The sequence below is a fragment of the Kitasatospora sp. NPDC001603 genome (genome assembly GCF_040298365.1).
In the GTDB taxonomy this organism is placed as follows: domain Bacteria; phylum Actinomycetota; class Actinomycetes; order Streptomycetales; family Streptomycetaceae; genus Kitasatospora.
Genome location: NZ_JBEPAA010000001.1, coordinates 172,792 through 189,336, shown reverse-complemented (window position 1 = coordinate 189,336; position 16,545 = coordinate 172,792). Strand labels below are relative to the sequence as shown.

Annotated in this window: 18 protein-coding genes; 7 read left to right on the top strand and 11 right to left on the bottom strand. The window is 72.5% G+C overall.

Going from position 1 to position 16,545, the window contains the following annotated elements; genetic code table 11:
- Nucleotides 1-55: 55 nt before the first annotated feature.
- Nucleotides 56-934, bottom strand: coding sequence for an ATP-grasp domain-containing protein (locus tag ABT263_RS00860; protein ID WP_352286257.1), 879 nt, complete (start codon nt 932-934; stop codon nt 56-58).
- 117 nt (nt 935-1,051) lie between these two features.
- On the opposite strand from ABT263_RS00860, the gene ABT263_RS00855 reads away from it, so the two are divergent.
- Nucleotides 1,052-1,546 (top strand): GNAT family N-acetyltransferase, encoded by a 495-nt coding sequence (locus ABT263_RS00855; RefSeq protein ID WP_352286255.1) that lies wholly within the window; start codon nt 1,052-1,054, stop codon nt 1,544-1,546.
- A 10-nt stretch (nt 1,547-1,556) separates the two neighbouring features.
- On the opposite strand, the gene ABT263_RS00850 is transcribed toward ABT263_RS00855, so the two are convergent.
- Nucleotides 1,557-2,177, bottom strand: a complete 621-nt coding sequence (locus ABT263_RS00850) for a DJ-1/PfpI family protein (protein ID WP_352286253.1) — start codon at nt 2,175-2,177, stop codon at nt 1,557-1,559.
- Nucleotides 2,178-2,462: 285 nt separating this feature from the next.
- Here ABT263_RS00850 and ABT263_RS00845 point away from each other — a divergent pair, with 285 nt between their 5' ends.
- The gene (locus tag ABT263_RS00845; RefSeq protein ID WP_329488242.1) at nt 2,463-2,675 is read left to right on the top strand and encodes a DUF4287 domain-containing protein; all 213 of its coding nucleotides are present in this window, start codon (nt 2,463-2,465) and stop codon (nt 2,673-2,675) included.
- Between the two features lie 57 nt (nt 2,676-2,732).
- Here the strand turns inward: ABT263_RS00845 and mqnP are convergent, their stop codons facing one another.
- On the bottom strand, nt 2,733-3,641 hold the full coding sequence (mqnP, locus tag ABT263_RS00840) for a menaquinone biosynthesis prenyltransferase MqnP (RefSeq protein WP_352286388.1): 909 nt from the start codon (nt 3,639-3,641) through the stop codon (nt 2,733-2,735).
- Nucleotides 3,638-5,089, bottom strand: coding sequence for a menaquinone biosynthesis decarboxylase (locus ABT263_RS00835; protein WP_329488243.1), 1,452 nt, complete (start codon nt 5,087-5,089; stop codon nt 3,638-3,640). The genes mqnP and ABT263_RS00835 overlap by 4 nt, the downstream gene beginning before the upstream one ends.
- Nucleotides 5,090-5,202: 113 nt before the next feature.
- Between ABT263_RS00835 and ABT263_RS00830 the strand changes: the two genes are divergently transcribed.
- From ABT263_RS00830 to ABT263_RS00815, 4 genes are all read left to right on the top strand, one after another.
- On the top strand, nt 5,203-5,598 hold the full coding sequence (locus ABT263_RS00830) for a PLD nuclease N-terminal domain-containing protein (RefSeq protein ID WP_352286251.1): 396 nt from the start codon (nt 5,203-5,205) through the stop codon (nt 5,596-5,598).
- Nucleotides 5,599-6,039: 441 nt separating this feature from the next.
- Nucleotides 6,040-7,641 carry an acyl-CoA carboxylase subunit beta gene (locus tag ABT263_RS00825; protein WP_329488246.1) on the top strand — a complete coding sequence of 534 codons (1,602 nt, stop codon included), beginning with the start codon at nt 6,040-6,042 and terminating at the stop codon, nt 7,639-7,641.
- Between the two features lie 60 nt (nt 7,642-7,701).
- Nucleotides 7,702-7,914, top strand: coding sequence for an acyl-CoA carboxylase epsilon subunit (locus tag ABT263_RS00820; protein ID WP_329488248.1), 213 nt, complete (start codon nt 7,702-7,704; stop codon nt 7,912-7,914).
- A 236-nt stretch (nt 7,915-8,150) separates the two neighbouring features.
- The gene (locus ABT263_RS00815; protein WP_329488249.1) at nt 8,151-8,774 is read left to right on the top strand and encodes a ScbR family autoregulator-binding transcription factor; all 624 of its coding nucleotides are present in this window, start codon (nt 8,151-8,153) and stop codon (nt 8,772-8,774) included.
- A gap of 33 nt (nt 8,775-8,807) precedes the next feature.
- Here the strand turns inward: ABT263_RS00815 and ABT263_RS00810 are convergent, their stop codons facing one another.
- Nucleotides 8,808-9,413 (bottom strand): ScbR family autoregulator-binding transcription factor, encoded by a 606-nt coding sequence (locus tag ABT263_RS00810; protein ID WP_352286249.1) that lies wholly within the window; start codon nt 9,411-9,413, stop codon nt 8,808-8,810.
- Nucleotides 9,414-9,762: 349 nt separating this feature from the next.
- Between ABT263_RS00810 and ABT263_RS00805 the strand changes: the two genes are divergently transcribed.
- Nucleotides 9,763-10,815: a ScbA/BarX family gamma-butyrolactone biosynthesis protein gene (locus ABT263_RS00805; protein ID WP_352286247.1), complete on the top strand. Its 1,053-nt coding sequence runs from the start codon at nt 9,763-9,765 to the stop codon at nt 10,813-10,815.
- Nucleotides 10,816-10,870: 55 nt separating this feature from the next.
- Here ABT263_RS00805 and ABT263_RS00800 read toward each other — a convergent pair whose 3' ends face one another.
- The 6 genes from ABT263_RS00800 to ABT263_RS00775 all read right to left on the bottom strand — a co-directional run bounded on the left by ABT263_RS00800 (nt 10,871) and on the right by ABT263_RS00775 (nt 16,492).
- Nucleotides 10,871-11,275 (bottom strand): hypothetical protein, encoded by a 405-nt coding sequence (locus ABT263_RS00800; RefSeq protein WP_329488253.1) that lies wholly within the window; start codon nt 11,273-11,275, stop codon nt 10,871-10,873.
- A 123-nt stretch (nt 11,276-11,398) separates the two neighbouring features.
- Nucleotides 11,399-12,532 carry a c-type cytochrome biogenesis protein CcsB gene (gene ccsB, locus ABT263_RS00795; RefSeq protein WP_352286245.1) on the bottom strand — a complete coding sequence of 378 codons (1,134 nt, stop codon included), beginning with the start codon at nt 12,530-12,532 and terminating at the stop codon, nt 11,399-11,401.
- A gap of 3 nt (nt 12,533-12,535) precedes the next feature.
- A complete protein-coding gene (gene resB / locus ABT263_RS00790; RefSeq protein ID WP_352286243.1) occupies nt 12,536-14,353 on the bottom strand; it encodes a cytochrome c biogenesis protein ResB in 1,818 nt (605 codons plus the stop codon).
- A gap of 2 nt (nt 14,354-14,355) precedes the next feature.
- Nucleotides 14,356-15,129, bottom strand: coding sequence for a cytochrome c biogenesis CcdA family protein (locus ABT263_RS00785; RefSeq protein WP_329488256.1), 774 nt, complete (start codon nt 15,127-15,129; stop codon nt 14,356-14,358).
- Nucleotides 15,126-15,734 carry a TlpA disulfide reductase family protein gene (locus ABT263_RS00780; RefSeq protein ID WP_329488257.1) on the bottom strand — a complete coding sequence of 203 codons (609 nt, stop codon included), beginning with the start codon at nt 15,732-15,734 and terminating at the stop codon, nt 15,126-15,128. Before ABT263_RS00780 ends, ABT263_RS00785 begins: the two co-directional genes overlap by 4 nt.
- 110 nt (nt 15,735-15,844) lie before the next feature.
- Entirely contained in the window at nt 15,845-16,492 is a 648-nt protein-coding gene (locus tag ABT263_RS00775; protein ID WP_329492147.1) for a histidine phosphatase family protein, read from the bottom strand.
- Nucleotides 16,493-16,545: the final 53 nt, after the last annotated feature.

Below are 16,545 nucleotides of genomic sequence, written 5' to 3'. Positions count from 1 at the left end.
TGGTGGCGGACGGGCGGTTAGCCGCCATTGTCCTCCGCGGGCCGGAGGGTGGGACTCACTCCTGCGAGTGAACGGCCACCGCGTCGACCAGGCGTGCCAGCCCCTGCGGGGCGCTCCGCAGGAACAGGTTCGGCTCGATCAGCTCCAGTTCCATCACCACCGGCTCGCGGGCGTCGTTCAGCGCCAGGTCCACCCGCGCGAACAGCAGGGCGTCCGGGGCCGGGACGGCCGCCAACGCCGCTCGGGCGGTGCGCAGTTCCGCCTCGGTCGGCAGGTACGGGGTGACGCCGGGGTGGGGCATCCGGTCGTTGTCGATCACCCCGGGCTCGGTCAGCACGGGCCCCTTGCGGATCGCGTGGCTGAAGGCTCCCGCGATGAAGACCAGCGCGCGCTCCCCCTCCTCCACCAGCGGCAGGTACGGCTGCACCATCACCGTCCGCCCCCGCTCCAGCAGCATCCGGGCGTGGCGGAGCGCGTCGGCGGCCCGGCCGGGCTCGTAGCGGGCGGTGTCCTGCGCCCCGGCCGAGACGGCGGGCTTGACCACCACCCCCGGGGCCAGGTCGAAGTCCGCCTCGTCGCAGCGGTCGCCGGGGGCGACGAACCGTGTCGGCACGGCCGGGACGCCGCGCTCGGCGAGCACCGACAGATAGCGCTTGTCGCTGTTCCAGCGCACCACCGGGGCCGGGTTGCGCAGCCGGGTGGCGCGGGCCGTCGTGTCGGCCCAGGCCAGGAACTCGTCGAGGCGTTCCGCGTAGTCCCAGGTCGACCGGACCACCGCCAGGTCGAACTCCCCCCACCCCGGGGCGGCCGCGTCCCAGGGCACCGCCTCGGCCGCCAGACCGCCCGCCCGCAGCGCGTCCACGATCAGCGGCAGGTCGGCGTCGTACTCCGCGGCGGCGGTGGCGGTGACGACCGCGATCCTGGCAGTACCCATGCGTGCTCTCCCGTCCCGCCGGTCGACGATCTTCCGAGTCTAGGGAGCGGCGAGCCGGCGGGCCGAACCCGTGGCCCCGGGCGGACGGCCGGTCCACGCCGCTCCTAGCCTCGGGGCATGACGATGAGACTGGAGCGGTTGCGGGCCGACCACGCGCCGGCCCTGCTGGCCTTCGAACGGGAGAACCGGGAGTACTTCGCCCGCTCCGTCCCCGACCGCGGGGACGACTACTTCGCGGCGTTCGCCGACCGGCACCGCGCGCTGCTCGCCGAACAGGACGCCGGGGCCTGCCACTTCCACCTCCTGGTCGACGAGCGCGGCGAGCTGCTCGGCCGGGTCAACCTGGTGGACGCGGCGGCCGGGAGCGCCGAACTCGGCTACCGGATCGGCGAGCGGGCCGCCGGCCGGGGCGCGGCGACGGCGGGCGTCGAGGAGGTGTGCCGCCTGGCCGCCGCGGCGTACGGCCTGACCGGGCTCACCGCCGTCACCACGCTCGACAACCCGGCGTCGCGGGCGGTGCTGCGGCGGACCGGGTTCACCGTGACCGGGGAGACCGTCGTCGACAGCCGCCCCGGTCTGCGGTACCGGCGCGGCCTCGACGCCCCGCGGTAGCGGCGGCTCCTCAGCCGAGGGTGCGGGTGCGCTCCAGGACGGCGGCCGGGGCCTTGGCCACCGAGCCGGTGTCGAACGGGGGTTGCGGGTCGTACTCGGTGCAGAGCTGGATGGCCTGGGCGGTGAGGTCGTCGGTGAGCAGGGCGGCGAGCCGCAGGGCCATGTCGATGCCGGCGGAGACCCCGGCCGAGGTGATGATCCGGTCGTGGCGGACGACCCGCTCGGCGGTGTAGGTGGCGCCGTGAACCTCCAGCTCGGCGACCGCCGCCCAGTGGGTGGTGGCGGTGAGGCCCTTGAGCAGCCCGGCCGCGCCGAGCACCAGCGCGCCGGTGCAGACCGAGGTGGTGAACCCGCTCTCCCCGTGCACCGCCCGGACCCAGTCCAGGAAGTCCTCGTCGGCGACCAGCGCCCGGGCCCCGGCGCCGCCGGGGACGAGCAACACGTCGCAGGACCCGATCTCCGAGTACCGGGTGGGGACGTCGACCGTCAGCGCCCCCAGCGCATCGGTGACCCGCCCCGGCTCGGGCGCGACGAAGCGCACCTCGGCGCCCGGGACATGGCCGAGGATCTCGTACGGCCCGATCGCGTCGAGCGGCTCGAAACGGTCGAAGAGCGGGATCACGATGTCCATGGGCGCAGCGTAACGGCGGCCCCGCCCGGGCCGGTCGGCCGCGCGGCCGGGTTCACGGGATGGAGTGATCGCGCGGCCACGGGGGAATACCGGGGGCCGTCAGCGCAGCGCGTCGAGCTCGGCGCCGATGGCGGCCCGGAGGGCGTCCTGCGCCGGGCCGAGCGCGTACCGGGCACCTCTGTGACGCGGGTCACTCCGGCGGACCGATGAGTTCGGCGGTCCGCTCCGGTCCAACTCTCGTAAGCACCGCGCGAAGGCGACCGAACACCCCGACAGGAGACTCCCGTGACCGCGTCCGTGAAGGGCCCCGCCAGCTACTTCCCGTCGATCGAGAAGACGTACGGCCGGCCGGTCGCGCACTGGAAGGAGCTGATCCGCTCCTCGCCGCTGACCAGGCACGGCGAACTGGTCGGCTGGCTCAAGTCCGAGCACGGTCTGGGCCACGGCCACGCCAACGCCCTGGTGAAGCACACCCTCGACGAGGACGCCGGCCGGTAGGACGGGCGGGGCCCGGCCGGGGCGTCCGGGCCCCGGCCGGGTACGAGCGGATCCGGGTCAGGTCCCCAGACCGCGCAGGAGCAGGTCCACCAGGGCGAAGAAGAACAGCGAGATGCCGACGAAGCCGTTGGTCTGGAAGAACGCCCGGTTCAGCTTCGACAGGTCGTGGGGCTTCACGATGGTGTGCTCGTAGACGAACGCCCCGGCCACCACGAGCAGGCCGACCCAGAACGCCGGACCGGCGTCGGTCAGCACGGCGTACCAGCCGAGCAGCAGCGTGGTCAGCGCGTGGCAGGCGCGGGCGCCGCGGATCGCCGCCGGGACGCCGAAGCGCGCCGGTACCGAACGCACGCCCCCCGACCGGTCGGAGGCGACGTCCTGGCAGGCGTAGATCAGGTCGAAGCCGCCGATCCAGATGCCCACCGCCACGCCGAGCACGACCGCGTCCCAGGACCAGGAGCCGGTGACGGCGAGCCAGGCGCCGACCGGGCCCATCGCCTGGGCCAGGCCGAGGATCGCCTGCGGGAAGTCGGTGAACCGCTTGCCGTACGGGTAGACCACCATCGGCACGACGGCGACCGGCGCCAGCGCCAGGCAGAGCGGGTTGAGCAGCGCGGCGGCGCCGAGGAAGACCACCAGCGCGACCGCCGAGCCGATGTACGCCGTCTTCACCGACACCGCGCCGGTGACCAGTTCACGCCCGGCGGTGCGCGGGTTGCGGGCGTCGATCTCGCGGTCGATGATCCGGTTGGCGGCCATCGCGAAGGTCCGCAGACCGACCATGCAGACCGTGACGATGAACAGTTCGGCCCAGTGCACCCGCTCGTCGGCGAGGAACATGGCCGTCAGCGCGGCGATGTAGGCGAAGGGCAGGGCGAAGACCGAGTGCTCGATCATCACTAGCCGCAGGAACGCCTTGACCTTGCCGGGCGGGACGTCGGGGAGGGCGGCGGCGGTACTCATCAGAGCCCGTACTCCTTCCAGCGGCGGTCCACCAGGGCGGCGGTGGCCGGGTCGGAGGAGACCATCTCCGGCCAGCCGCCGTCGCGCGTGTAGCCCTCCTCGGGCAGCTTCCGGGTCGCGTCGATACCGGCCTTGCCGCCCCAGAACTGCTGGTAGGAGGCGTGGTCGAGGTGGTCGACCGGGCCCTCCACGACGGTGAGGTCCCGGCTGTAGTCGACGTTGCCGAAGGCCCGCCAGGCGACTTCCTGGTAGTCGTGCACGTCGCAGTCGGAGTCCACCACGATGATCAGCTTGGTCAGCGACATCATGTGGGCGCCCCAGATGGCGTGCATCGTCTTCTGGGCGTGCTTGGGGTACTTCTTGTCGATCGAGACGATCACGCAGTTGTGGAAGCCGCCGGCCTCGGGCAGGTCGTAGTCGACGATGTCCGGGATGATGATCTTCAGCAGCGGCAGGAAGAACCGCTCGGTGAACTTGCCCAGCGGGCCGTCCTCGGTCGGCGGCCGGCCGACCACGATGGACTGCAGGATCGGCCGGCGGCGCATCGTCACGCAGTCGATCGTCAGCGCCGGGAAGGGCTCCTGCGGCGTGTAGAAGCCGGTGTGGTCGCCGAACGGACCCTCGGGCAGCATCTCGCCGGGCTCCAGCCAGCCCTCCAGCACCACCTCGGCGTCGGCCGGGACCTGCAGCGGGACGGTCTTGCAGTCGACCATCCGCACCCGCTCCCCCGCCACGAAGCCGGCGAACAGGTACTCGTCGATGTCACCGGGCAGCGGCGCGGTGGCGGCGTAGGTGACGGCCGGCGGGCAGCCGAAGGCGATCGCGACCGGCAGCCGCTCGCCGCGCTTCGCGGCCACCGCGTAGTGGTTGCGGCTGTCCTTGTGGATCTGCCAGTGCATGCCGATGGTCCGCCGGTCGTGCCGCTGGAGCCGGTAGAGGCCCAGGTTGCGCACGCCGCTGTCCGGGTCCTTGGTGTGGGTCAGGCCCAGGTTGAAGAAGGAGCCGCCGTCCAGCGGCCAGGTGAACAGGGCCGGCAGGGCGTCCAGGTCGACATCGTCGCCGGTGAGCACGACCTCCTGGACCGGGGCGTCCTTGACGTTCTTCGGCGGCACGTGGGCCATCGAGGCGAGCTTGCCGAAGGCGTCGCGGAAGCCGGTGAAGCCCTGCGGCAGCTCCGGCTTGAGCAGCCCCGCGATCTTCTCGGCGATGTCCTCGGGCCCCTTGAGGCCGAGCGACTTGGCGAGCCGGGCCTCGGTGCCGAAGACGTTCATCGCCAGTGGCATCGACGAGCCCTTGACGTTCTCGAACAGCAGGGCCGGGCCCTTGGCCTTCTGGACCCGGTCGACGATCTCGCCGATCTCCAGATGGGGGTCCACCTCGGCCTTGATGCGCTTGAGATCGCCCTCGCGGTCGAGGGCCCGCAGAAACGAGCGGAGATCGTCGTATGCCATGCCAGCCAGTATCCGCCACCCGATAGCCTGGCTCGGTCAAGGGCCCCCGTGAAGCCGTCCACCGCTTCCGGGCCGCCCGCCGCAAACCGCCGTCGCCGGGGGAGATCGCCGCCGTGCTGAGGATCCTGACCTTCGTACTCCCGCTCGCCCTCTGGGTGTGGGCGTTCATCGACTGCCTGACCACGCCCGAGGACGAGGTGAAGCACCTGCCCAAGGTGGTCTGGGTGATCATCGTGCTGCTCTTCCCGCTGGTCGGCTCGATCGCCTGGCTGGTGGCCGGCAAGCGGCGCGGCGCGGCGGTGGCCGGCGGCCCCGGCGGCTCCCCGGAGTACGAGCGCCCGCGCGGCGGCCGGCCGCTCGCGCCGGACGACGACCCCGAGTTCCTCGCCTCGTTGAAGAAGGACGACAAGAAGCACGAGGACATGCTCAAGCGGTGGGAGGCCGATCTGCGCCGCCGCGAGGAGGAGCTGCGCGGCAAGGACGAGCCGGAGGACGGCCGGAAGAGCTGACCCGGCTACCCCGGACAGCCCAGCCGGACCGGTTCCGGATGGGCTGCGGTGTTTTTGGCGCATCCCTACGAGTGGCGGACGCCCCGACCCGCTGCGCCGCGCCCGCCGCGACCGCCCGGCGGCCGTCGGCGGCCCTCTGCGGAGCGCCCCGCCCGGCCCCTCGGCGCACGCCCCTGACCTGCACGTTCCCTCATGTTCAGATCATCTTCCGGAAGCCGTGACGACAGCTTCGGGTAATCGAACGGACACCGACCGTACGCAGTCCCACCGACCGGTTTCTGTGCAGCCCTGACATCTAAACGGACCCGACCTTGTACGGAATCGACGCCGAAACCAGCGTGCGGCCCCTCGTACAGTCATAAGTGAAGAAAGTGATTCGCAGCCGGGGGCACAGCAGACGTTGGCTGTCGGACAGTTCCCTCACCCTTGGAGTGGTTCGAGATGACGGTTGTGCATGAGGCGCCGGTCGGCGACGAGATCCCCGAGATCGCGGCCGACGCCCACGGGCGGGTCGCCGAGCTGCACGAACTGCGCGACCAGGTCCGCCGCGGCCCGAGCGAGAAGGCCACCGAGGCCCAGCACGCCAAGGGCAAGCTGACCGCACGCGAGCGCATCGAGCTGCTGCTCGACGAGGGCTCGTTCCGCGAGGTGGAGCCGCTGCGCCGGCACCGCGCCCAGGGCTTCGGCCTGGAGGCCAAGAAGCCGCACACCGACGGCGTGGTCGTCGGCTGGGGCACCGTGCACGGACGGACCGTCTTCACCTACGCCCACGACTTCCGGATCTTCGGCGGCGCCCTGGGCGAGGCCCACGCGCAGAAGATCCACAAGATCATGGACATGGCCATCGCGGCCGGTGCCCCGCTGGTCTCGCTGAACGACGGCGCCGGCGCCCGCATCCAGGAGGGCGTCACCGCCCTGGCCGGCTACGGCGGCATCTTCCAGCGCAACACCCGGGCCTCCGGGGTCATCCCGCAGATCTCGGTGATGCTCGGCCCGTGCGCCGGCGGCGCCGCGTACTCCCCGGCCCTGACCGACTTCATCTTCATGGTCCGCGAGACCTCGCAGATGTTCATCACCGGCCCGGACGTGGTCCAGGCGGTGACCGGCGAGAAGATCACCCAGAACGGCCTCGGCGGCGCCGACGTCCACTCCGCGGTCTCCGGCGTCTCGCACTTCGCGTACGACGACGAGCAGTCCTGCATCGAGGAGGTCCGCTACCTCCTCTCGCTGCTGCCGCAGAACAACCGCGAGATGCCGCCGACGGTCGTCAGCGACGACCCGGTGGACCGCCGCAACGACGTGCTGCTCGACCTGGTGCCGGCCGACGGCAACCGCCCGTACGACATGCGCAAGGTGATCGAGGAGATCGTCGACCACGGCGAGTACCTGGAGGTCCACGAGCGCTGGGCCACCAACGTGCTCTGCGTGCTCGCCCGGATCGACGGCCACGTCACCGGCATCATCGCCAACCAGCCCCAGTCGCTGGCCGGCGTGCTGGACATCAACGCGAGCGAGAAGGCCGCGCGCTTCGTCCAGATGTGCGACGCCTTCAACATCCCGCTGGTCACCATGCTCGACGTGCCCGGCTTCCTGCCCGGCGTCGACCAGGAGCACGACGGCATCATCCGGCACGGCGCCAAGCTCCTCTACGCCTACTGCAACGCCACCGTGCCGCGCATCCAGCTCATCCTGCGCAAGGCCTACGGCGGCGCGTACATCGTGATGGACTCCCGCTCGATCGGCGCGGACCTCTCGTTCGCCTGGCCGACCAACGAGATCGCCGTCATGGGCGCCGAGGGCGCCGCCAACGTGATCTTCCGCCGGGACATCAACGGTGCCGAGGACCCCGAGGCGATGCGGGCGCAGAAGATCAAGGAATACAAGAACGAACTGATGCACCCGTACTACGCGGCCGAGCGCGGCCTCGTGGACGACGTCATCGACCCGGCCGAGACCCGCCAGGTCCTGGCCTCCTCGCTGGCCATGCTGCGGACGAAGCACGCGGACCTGCCGTCCCGCAAGCACGGCAACCCGCCGATGTAGCACCGCGGTTACCACGCCACCGACCACACACCACACTTGCGCCGGGGGAGAAACCGAATCATGACCGCTTCCGCCGAACCTCTCGTCCGTATCGTCCGCGGCTCCCTCGACGACGAGGAACTCGCCGCCCTGACCGCCGTCCTGCTGGCCCGCGCCGCGGCCGCCCAGCAGGCCGCGGCCGCCGCCGCCCCGATCGAGCCGATCGCCAGCTGGCAGCGCCTGGAGCGCCGCCCGGCGTACTACTCGCCGGTCAGCTGGCAGCAGGCCGCCTGACGGCCCGACACGCCCGCCCGACGGCCGGTCACCCTCCCGGGTGGCCGGCCGTCGGCGTACCGGGGCCCCGCTCCCCGGGCGTCCCGGCCCGGACGGACCCGCCCCGGCCCCGGACGGTCCCGGTCGGGCCCGGGGCGGCTCGGTAGAATACCTACTGGACGGTATGTGATCTCCGCGCCGTCGCGGCCCTAGGATCAGCCGCTGCCGGAGCGTGCGAACTACCCAGGGAGGCTGCGATGGCCAGGCAGGCCCGGGCACTGGCGACCCGCCAGGCGGTGCTCCTCGCCGCGGCCGAAGTCTTCGACGAACGCGGCTACGCCGCGGCCACCATGGCGGACATCCTGGAGCGGGCCGGCGTCACCAAGGGGGCGCTGTACTTCCACTTCCACTCCAAGGAGGAGCTGGCGCTGGCCGTGATCGAGGGCCAGGCCGACTGGCTCGCCACCTGGCGGCCGACCTCCGACAGCCCGGTGCAGACCCTGATCGACCTGGGGTACGCCTTCGCCCACGCCCTGCTGGACGATCCGCTGGTGCGCGGCAGCATCCGGCTGACGATCGAGCACGGCAGCTTCACCCAGCCGCAGATCGAGGCCTACCAGGGCTGGTCGGACGCGGCACGCGCGCTGCTGGAGCAGGCCCGGGAGGCCGGCGACCTGCACCCGGGCCTGGACGTCGCGGCGGCGGCCGGGGTGATCACCGGGGCGGTGACCGGGATCCAGCTGAGCTCCCAGGTGCTGGCCGGCCGCCGGGACCTCCTCCAGCGGATGACCGACCTCTGGACGCTGCTGCTGCCGGGCCTGGTCCAGCCGCACGCGCTCGCCCGGCTCAGCGTGGCCGAGCGGGGCGCGGGCGGCGGCTGATCCGGCGGCGGCCGCCGACCGCGGGGTGCGGCACTACGGCGCGCAGGTCCGGTAGGCGGCGCAGCGGTCCCCCGGGACCAGCGCGGGCAGCGCCGCTCCCCACAGGCTCCGCACCGCCTCCGGGCGGAGCCGGTCGGCGTCCTCGGGGGCGAGCAGCACCAGCCCCGCCGCCAGGGTGGTGAGCAGTTCGGCGGCCGGGCGCGGGTCCAGCCCCGGGCGCAGCTCGCCGGCCGCCGCCGCGCGCTCCAGCAGCCGCCGGACCACGGCGGTCAGGCTGTGCCAGGCGTCCGAGCCGCCCCGGGCGCCCTGGCCGAGCTGGACTCCGGCCCGGACGACGACGTCCTCGCGGAGCAGCCGGGCCAGTTCGTGCGAGAAGTCGATCAGGCCCTGGAGGGCCGGTCCGCCACCGCGCAGGGCGCGGAGCGCGGCCGAGCCGATCTCGCGCCCGGCCGCGGCCCGGACGCCGTCGGCGAGTGCCTGCTTGGAGACGAAGTGGAAGTAGAGCGCGCCCTTGCTGACGCCCGCCCGGCGGCTGATGTCGATCAGGCTGGCGGACTCGAACCCCGCGTCCGCGAAGGTGACCGCCGCGGCGAGCAGGACGGCCTGCCTGGTCCGACCCGCGCGTTCCTGCTTGACCACTCGGCCCCTCCGGCCTCGGCGCCGGCGAGATCGCGGCTCGCCCGGCTGCTCTCAGGGCGTCGTCGTCGATGGTGCGACGCCTCGCATGCGGACGGGCCATCCCAAACCGCATGGTTGGTATCTAATCTAGCCCCTCGCTCGACGCCGCCGTCCAGGGGGGATCGGCGCCCGTCCGGGCCGCGGACTTCTCCCCTCGGCACGTTCCCGCAGTCCAGCCCGCGGGTACCGTGGTCACGCGGAGTGCTCGGCAGCGACGACCCCGCCAGTAGTGCGCAAACCGGGTGGTCTGTATGTTTTACCGAGGCCGTCTGCGCGGCCGGTCGGCCGAGACCCGGGAGTGGGGCCAGTCATGCCATTGATCGTAGATCCGGACGCCGGCATCCCCTATGCCCACCCCGGTCCCGGCTACGACTTCCACGAGCGGACCGTCTCCCGGCACCTGGTCCACCGCTCCTGCGTCTCCGACGTCCTCATCACGGGCTGGCAGTCGGCCGGCCCCTACGACTTCCTGCTGGGCGCCCAATGGCCGCGACTGCACGGCTTCTACCGGCTGCCGGACGACCGGCACCACGACCCGCTGCTGATGGCCGAGACCGTCCGCCAGGCCGGTCTGCTGATCGGCCACGTCGGCTTCGGCGTGCCGCGCGGCCACCACTTCACGCTGGACGAACTCTGCTTCACGCTCGGCCCGGCCGGGCTGGACGGGCTCGCCGTGGGCGCCGGACCGGCTTCGCTGATGCTCAAGGTCGGCTGCCAGGACGTCCGGATGCGGCACGGCCGACCGGCCTCGCTGCGGGTGCACGTCGAGGTCGAGCGGGACGGCCGTCCGGTCGGCCACGGCTCCGGAGAGCTACGAGTGCACTCCCCCGCCGCCTACGCCCGGCTGCGCGGTCCGGGGCCCCGGGCGGTGCCTCCCCGGCTGTCCGGCGCGCCCTCGATGCGGGCCGCGGCGCTGTCCGCGCCGACCGCGCCCGAACTCGTCGGCCGCGAGCGGTCCGCCGACGTGGTGCTCGGCGCGTCCCCCGCGCCGGACAGCTGGCTGCTGCGGGTGGACCCCGGCCACCCGGTGCTGTTCGACCCGGCGGCCGACCACGTCCCCGGGATGCTGGTGCTGGAGGCCGCCCGGCAGGCCGCCCAGCGGCTGCGGCACCCCGAGCCGGTGGTGCCGGTCGAGCTGCTGTCCTCGTTCGACCGCTTCATCGAGCTGGACCGGCCCTGCCTGGTGCGGGCCGTCCGGGAGAGCGGCGCGGACGGCCGGCGGGTACCGGTCCGGGTCCAGCTGGTCCAGGACGGCCGGACGGCGGCCGAGTGCCGGCTGCTGACCGAGCCGGCCCGGCAGGAGGCCCGGGACACCCGCCCCGCCGGCTCCGGACGCGCGAGGGGCCTGCCGCTCGCCAGCTGACCCCGGACCGGTGTCCGGGGCCGGCGGGCGGCCGGCAGGCCCCTCGTCCGCACCCTCAGGCGGCCACCAGGGCCGCGGGGCGGCCGGCGTGCATCACGCTGAGGTTGGCGGCCAGCCTGGTCGGGTCCTGGGCCAGCCAGAGCCGCAGCGCGGCGCCCAGCATGGCGCTGGCCGAGCCGATCCGCACCTGCGTCACCTGGGCGATCCGGGCCGCCCCCGGCACCAGCAGATCGGCCAGCGGCGTCGGCAGCCAGACGGTCAGCGCGCACGGCGCGGGGGCCGTCAGGGCGCCCAGCAGCCGGTAGGCGTCCGCCTGCGAGCTGAGCGTCGGAATGATGTCCAGCAGGCCGTCGGCCACGACCTCGGACACGTCGCTGCGGTGCCCCTGGGCGAGTCTGCGGAGCAGCGTGCGCTCGGCGGCGGTGATTCGGACGGTCAGCATGACCTCGTCGCACTCCATTGCGCGATTTCCTCCTCGGTTCCTCCCCGTGCCGGACCGGGTGGCCGGCACGAACTACCCCTGTCGCACCACGGCCCGGCTTCCTTGGTCGGAGCGCCGGGCCGGTGGGTGGTGCAGCCCCGGTCAGAGCCCCGCGTACGAGTGCTTGCCGGTGACGAAGATGTTCACGCCGTAGTAGTTGAACAGGTAGCAGGCGAAGGCCAGCACCGCGAGGTACGCGGCCTTGCGGCCCCGCCAGCCCGCCGTGGCGCGGGCGTGCAGGTAGCAGGCGTAGGCGACCCAGGTGATGAACGACCAGGTCTCCTTCGGGTCCCACTCCCAGTACTTGCCCCAGGCGGCCTCGGCCCAGATCGCGCCCGCGATGATGGTGAAGGTCCAGAGCGGGAAGACCAGGGCGTTGATCCGGTAGGACAGCTTGTCGAGCGTGGAGGCGGCGGGCAGCCGGCGCCAGATCGACGGCGAGGTGCCGAGCGGGCCCCTGGCCAGGCCGGCCGCCATCCGCTTGTCGAAGGAGCCCTTGCCGAGGTACAGCAGGGTCGCGATGAACGCCGCGTACAGGGCGCCGCCGCAGATGATCGCGGTGGAGACGTGGATCGCCAGCCAGTACGAGTGGAGCGCCGGGACGAGCTGCTCGGACTCGGTGTACAGCACCGAGACGGCGATGCCGAGGGTCAGCAGCACCGCCAGGGTGACCGGCAGGCCGAGCCAGCGGACCGGCTTCTTCGTGAGCAGCAGGCCGAGGAAGGCCACCGTCATGGCGAGCGCGAAGGCGCAGGAGAACTCGTACATGTTGCCCCACGGCCAGCGTGAGACCGAGAGGCCGCGGGTGACCACGCCGCCCGCGTGCAGCATGGCGCCGAGCACCGTGAGCGAGATCGCGATCCGGCCCGACAGGTCGGCCTTCTCGCTGGTGCCGGCCGCGCCGGGGCCGTCGACCTCGCCGTCGCCGCGCCCGCTGGTGACCACCGTCGCGCCCTCGCCCGCCAGCGCGGTGCGGGTGAGCGTGGTGGTGCCGCCGCCGGCCGAGGCGACCGTGACGGTCACCTTCTTGCCGCTCCCGGCCGCGGGCGCGGCCTCGGCGACGGTCTCGGCCAGGCCCGCCTGCGCGGACGAACGGACGGCGACGGCTCCCTTGGAACCGAACGTCCACTCGAACATGTACGCGAACATGGCGATCAGGTAGACGGCCATGGCCGAGTAGATCAGCTTGTTGGACAGGTCGGCCAGCTGTGGGTCGACCGCCGAGGCGAGATGCACCGTCTACTCCTTGGAGTTCTGGTCGGCAGGGACTGCGGGGTCTGCGGGTGCCGAGGGCCCGGGGGGCGCTGCGGCCCCGTCGGGCTCGGCGGGTTGATCGGGCTCGGCGGCCTCGGCGGCCTCGGCGGCCTCGGCGGGTTGATCCGGCCGGTGGGGACCGGTCGCGCCGGAGTCCGGCTCGTCGGCCGCCGGAGCGTCGTCCTGGAGGTCGACCGCCAGCTCGGCCAGCTCCTCGGCGGTCTTCGCCGACTCGCTGCGGCCCAGCCCGGCCAGCTCGACCAGGGTGCCGCCGCCGGGCAGCGCCACCGCGCGCACCCAGATCCGCCGGCGCTGCACGAAGAGCGAGCCGATCAGGCCGAGGATCGCCAGCACGCCGCCGGTCAGGGCGATCGCGTTGCCCGGGCGGTGCGAGACGTTGAAGCTGGCCCACTGCTTGTAGCCCTCGAAGGTGACGCTGCCGTAGCCGTCCGGCAGGTCCCACGCCTGGCCCGGCTTCAGCCGGACCTTGGCGATCTTGCCGTCCTGCTGCAGCTGCGTCAGGTTCTTGGTGTTGAGCTGGTAGACGTTCTGCGGCAGGCCGGAGTCGGTGCCGAGGTCGCCCGCGAAGGCGTTCAGCACCAGCGCCGGGTCGGCGTCGCCGGGGAAGAGCGAGCGCGGACCGGTGTTGGCGTCGAAGGCCACCGGGGCGGTCGGCAGGAAGAAGCCGGAGAAGCCCATCTGGGTCCGCTTGCCGTCCTTCTCGCCGTAGTCGGAGACCTTGATGACGCCGGTGGAGGTCAGGTTGGGGTCCTGCGGCAGGAACGGCGTCGCACCGGTGTAGACCACCGTTCCGGCGGCGTTGCGCACGGTGACCACCGGGGCGTAGCCGTGGCCGATCAGGTAGACCTTGCTGCCGCCGATCTCCAGCGGGTGGTTGACCTCGATCGAGCCCTGCTTCAGCTTCGACGCGTCGCTGCCGGAGTAGTACTCGACGTTCGCGGTGAACTCCCGGGCGGCGCCGATCTGGTCGCCCTTGGTCTGGAAGCGCGAGGTGAAGTCGTTGAGCTTCAGGTAGAACGGGTCGAGGTCCTGGGAGCCGTAGAACCGCGAGCCGGTGAAGTCGTCGAGCTGGGTGATCGTGTTGGAGTAGCCCTCGCCGGCGACCATCAGCTTGCCGCCGGTGCCGCTGGCCAGGCTCGCCCAGGCGAAGCCGCCGAGCAGCGCGAACAGCGACAGGTGGAAGACCAGGTTGCCGACCTCGCGCAGGTAGCCCTTCTCGGCGGCCACCGCGCCGCCGGCCAGGTTCGCCCGGAACCGGCGGCGCCGCAGCAGCCGGTGCGCGGCGGCGTTCACCTCCCAGGCGTCCGCCTCGGTGCGCCAGGCCGCGTAGACCGGCATCCGGGTCAGGTTGCGCGGCGCGGCCGGCGGCTGGGCGCGCAGCACGCCGACGAACTGCCAGGTGCGCGGGACGATGCAGCCGGCCAGCGAGACGAACAGCAGGATGTAGATCGCCGAGAACCAGACCGAGCTGTAGACGTCGAACAGCTGGAGCTTCTGGTAGATCGGCGCGACCGTGGTGTGCCGGGCCTTCCAGGTCTCGACCTTGAACTCGTTCTGGCCGCTCTGCGGGATCAGCGAACCCGGGATGGCGGCCAGCGACAGCAGGAAGAGCAGGATCAGCGCGACCCGCATCGAGGTCAGCTGGCGCCACATCCAGCGCAGCCAGCCGAACGCCCCTATCCCACCGGGGCCGTCCGACTCGACCGGGGCGCTGGTCAGCCGCTCGGCCGCGTCCTCGACCGCCTGGGGGGGCAGCTCGGTATCGGTCGTGGTCTTGCTCACGGTCAGATTCCGATCTGGAAGTCGGCGGTCCAGGACTGCAGTTCGTTCACCATCGAGTCCCAGACCCCGGTGACGAGCAGCAGACCGACCGCGACGAGCATGCCGCCGCCGATCCGCATGACGAGCGGGTAGTGCCGCTTGACCCAGCCGAAGGCGCCCAGGGCCCGGCGGAAGGCCACCGCGGCCACGACGAACGGTACGCCCAGGCCCAGGCAGTAGGCCGTCATCAGCAGCGCGGCGCGGCCGGCGTCGGCCTCGTTGAGCGCCAGGTTCTGGACGGCGGCCAGGGTCGGGCCGAGGCAGGGCGTCCAGCCGACGCCGAAGACCACGCCCAGCATCGGCGCGCCGAGCAGGCCGACCGCCGGGCGGCGGTGCGAGCGCACCTCGCGCATGCTCAGCCCGGGCACCAGGCCCATGAAGGCGAGGCCCATCACGATGGTCAGCGCGCCGAACACGATCGAGATGACCCGCCGGTGCTCCTGGAGGGTCGAGCCGAAGAAGCCGAACAGCGCGCCGGTGGAGACGAAGACGGCGGTGAAGCCGAGGATGAACAGCAGCACCCCGAGCAGCATCCGGCCGCGCCGGGCCCCGCGCGCGTCGGCGAGGTCGGCGGCCGAGAAGCCGGTGACGTAGGAGAGGTAGCCGGGCACCAGCGGCAGCACGCACGGCGAGAAGAACGACGCCAGACCGGCCACCAGCGCGATCGGCGCGGCCACCAGCAGCGCCCCGCTCTGGATGGTCCCGGTGGTGTCGGCGAGTTGGGCCGCGGCACTCACTGCTGCTGCTCCGCGAGGACCGGCTGGAGCATCGACTCCAGGCCGTCGTCCAGCTGGCCGCCGACGGCCCGCACGGCGAGCCTGCCCTCCCGGTCGACCACGATGGTGGTCGGCACGGACTGCGGGTTGAGGCTGCCCTTGGGGAACTTCAGCAGCTGCGTCCCGGCCGGGTCGTAGAGGCTCGGGTAGGTGACGCCCCGCTCCTGCTCGAAGCGGACGGCGTTGGTGATCTCCGGGTCCCGGGTGTTGATGCCGAGGAACTGGACGCCCTGGTCCTTGTACTTGTCCCAGATCCGCTGGAGGTCGTCCGCCTCGGCCCGGCAGGGCCCGCACCAGGAGCCCCAGACGTTGAGGACGACGACCTTGCCCCGGTAGTCGGAGAGCTTGACCGGGGTGCCCTCCAGGGTGGTGCCGGAGAGGTCCGGCGCGTCCTGGCGGTGCCCCACCGCGGCCTTGGAGATGTTGCTGCCCTTGGCCGAGACGAAGCCGATCTGGCCATCACCGCTGGCCGACGAACCTGAGGAGCTGCAGCCGCTGAGGGCGAGCGCGGCAGCGGCGGCGGTGGCGGCGGCCGCTGCGGCGACACGGGGACGGGGGCGCGTCATGCCAGACATGTGAAAAGTTTCGCATGGAGTGCCGGGCAGGTTCGGGGGGGTCCGACATTCCGTGTCGAACCCCCTCTGACCTGCGGCTGGGCCGGACCACCCGACGGCGGTCAGGCGCCGAAGCTCTTACCCACCGGCTTGCTCTTCCCGCCCTTGCCGACCAGGTGCGCGGGCAGCAGGTCGCGGGCCGGCTCGCGGTAGCCGACCGACACGATCCGGTCTCCCTCGTAGGTGAAGCTGGTCAGCGAGGCCAGCGAGCACTGCCGGTTGCGCGGGTCGTGCCAGAGCCGGCGGCGCTCCACGAAGGAACGCACGATCCAGATCGGCAGCTGGTGGCTGACGCAGACCGCCTCGTGGCCGCGCGCGGCGTCCCGGGCGGCGGCCAGCGCGCCCATCATCCGCACCGCCTGCTCCAGGTACGGCTCGCCCCAGGACGGCTTGAACGGGTTGGTCAGGTACTTCCAGTAGCCCGGGTTCTTCAGCGAGCCGTCGCCGACCCCGAAGGTCTTGCCCTGGAAGATGTTGTCGGCCTCGATCAGCCGCTCGTCGACCGCGAGGTCCAGGCCGTGCGACTTGGCGATCGGCTCGGCGGTCTCCTGCGCCCGCTCCAGCGGGGACGCCACCACGTGGGTGATGTCCCGGCCGGCCAGGTCCTCGGCGACCCGGTCGGCCATCTGCCGGCCCAGCTCGGACAGCCGGTAGCCGGGCAGGCGGCCGTACAGGACGCCCTCCGGGTTGTGCACCTCGCCGTGTCGCATCAGGTGGACGACGGTGGTGTCGTTGGTGCTCACTTCTCAGTACTCCTGGTGGT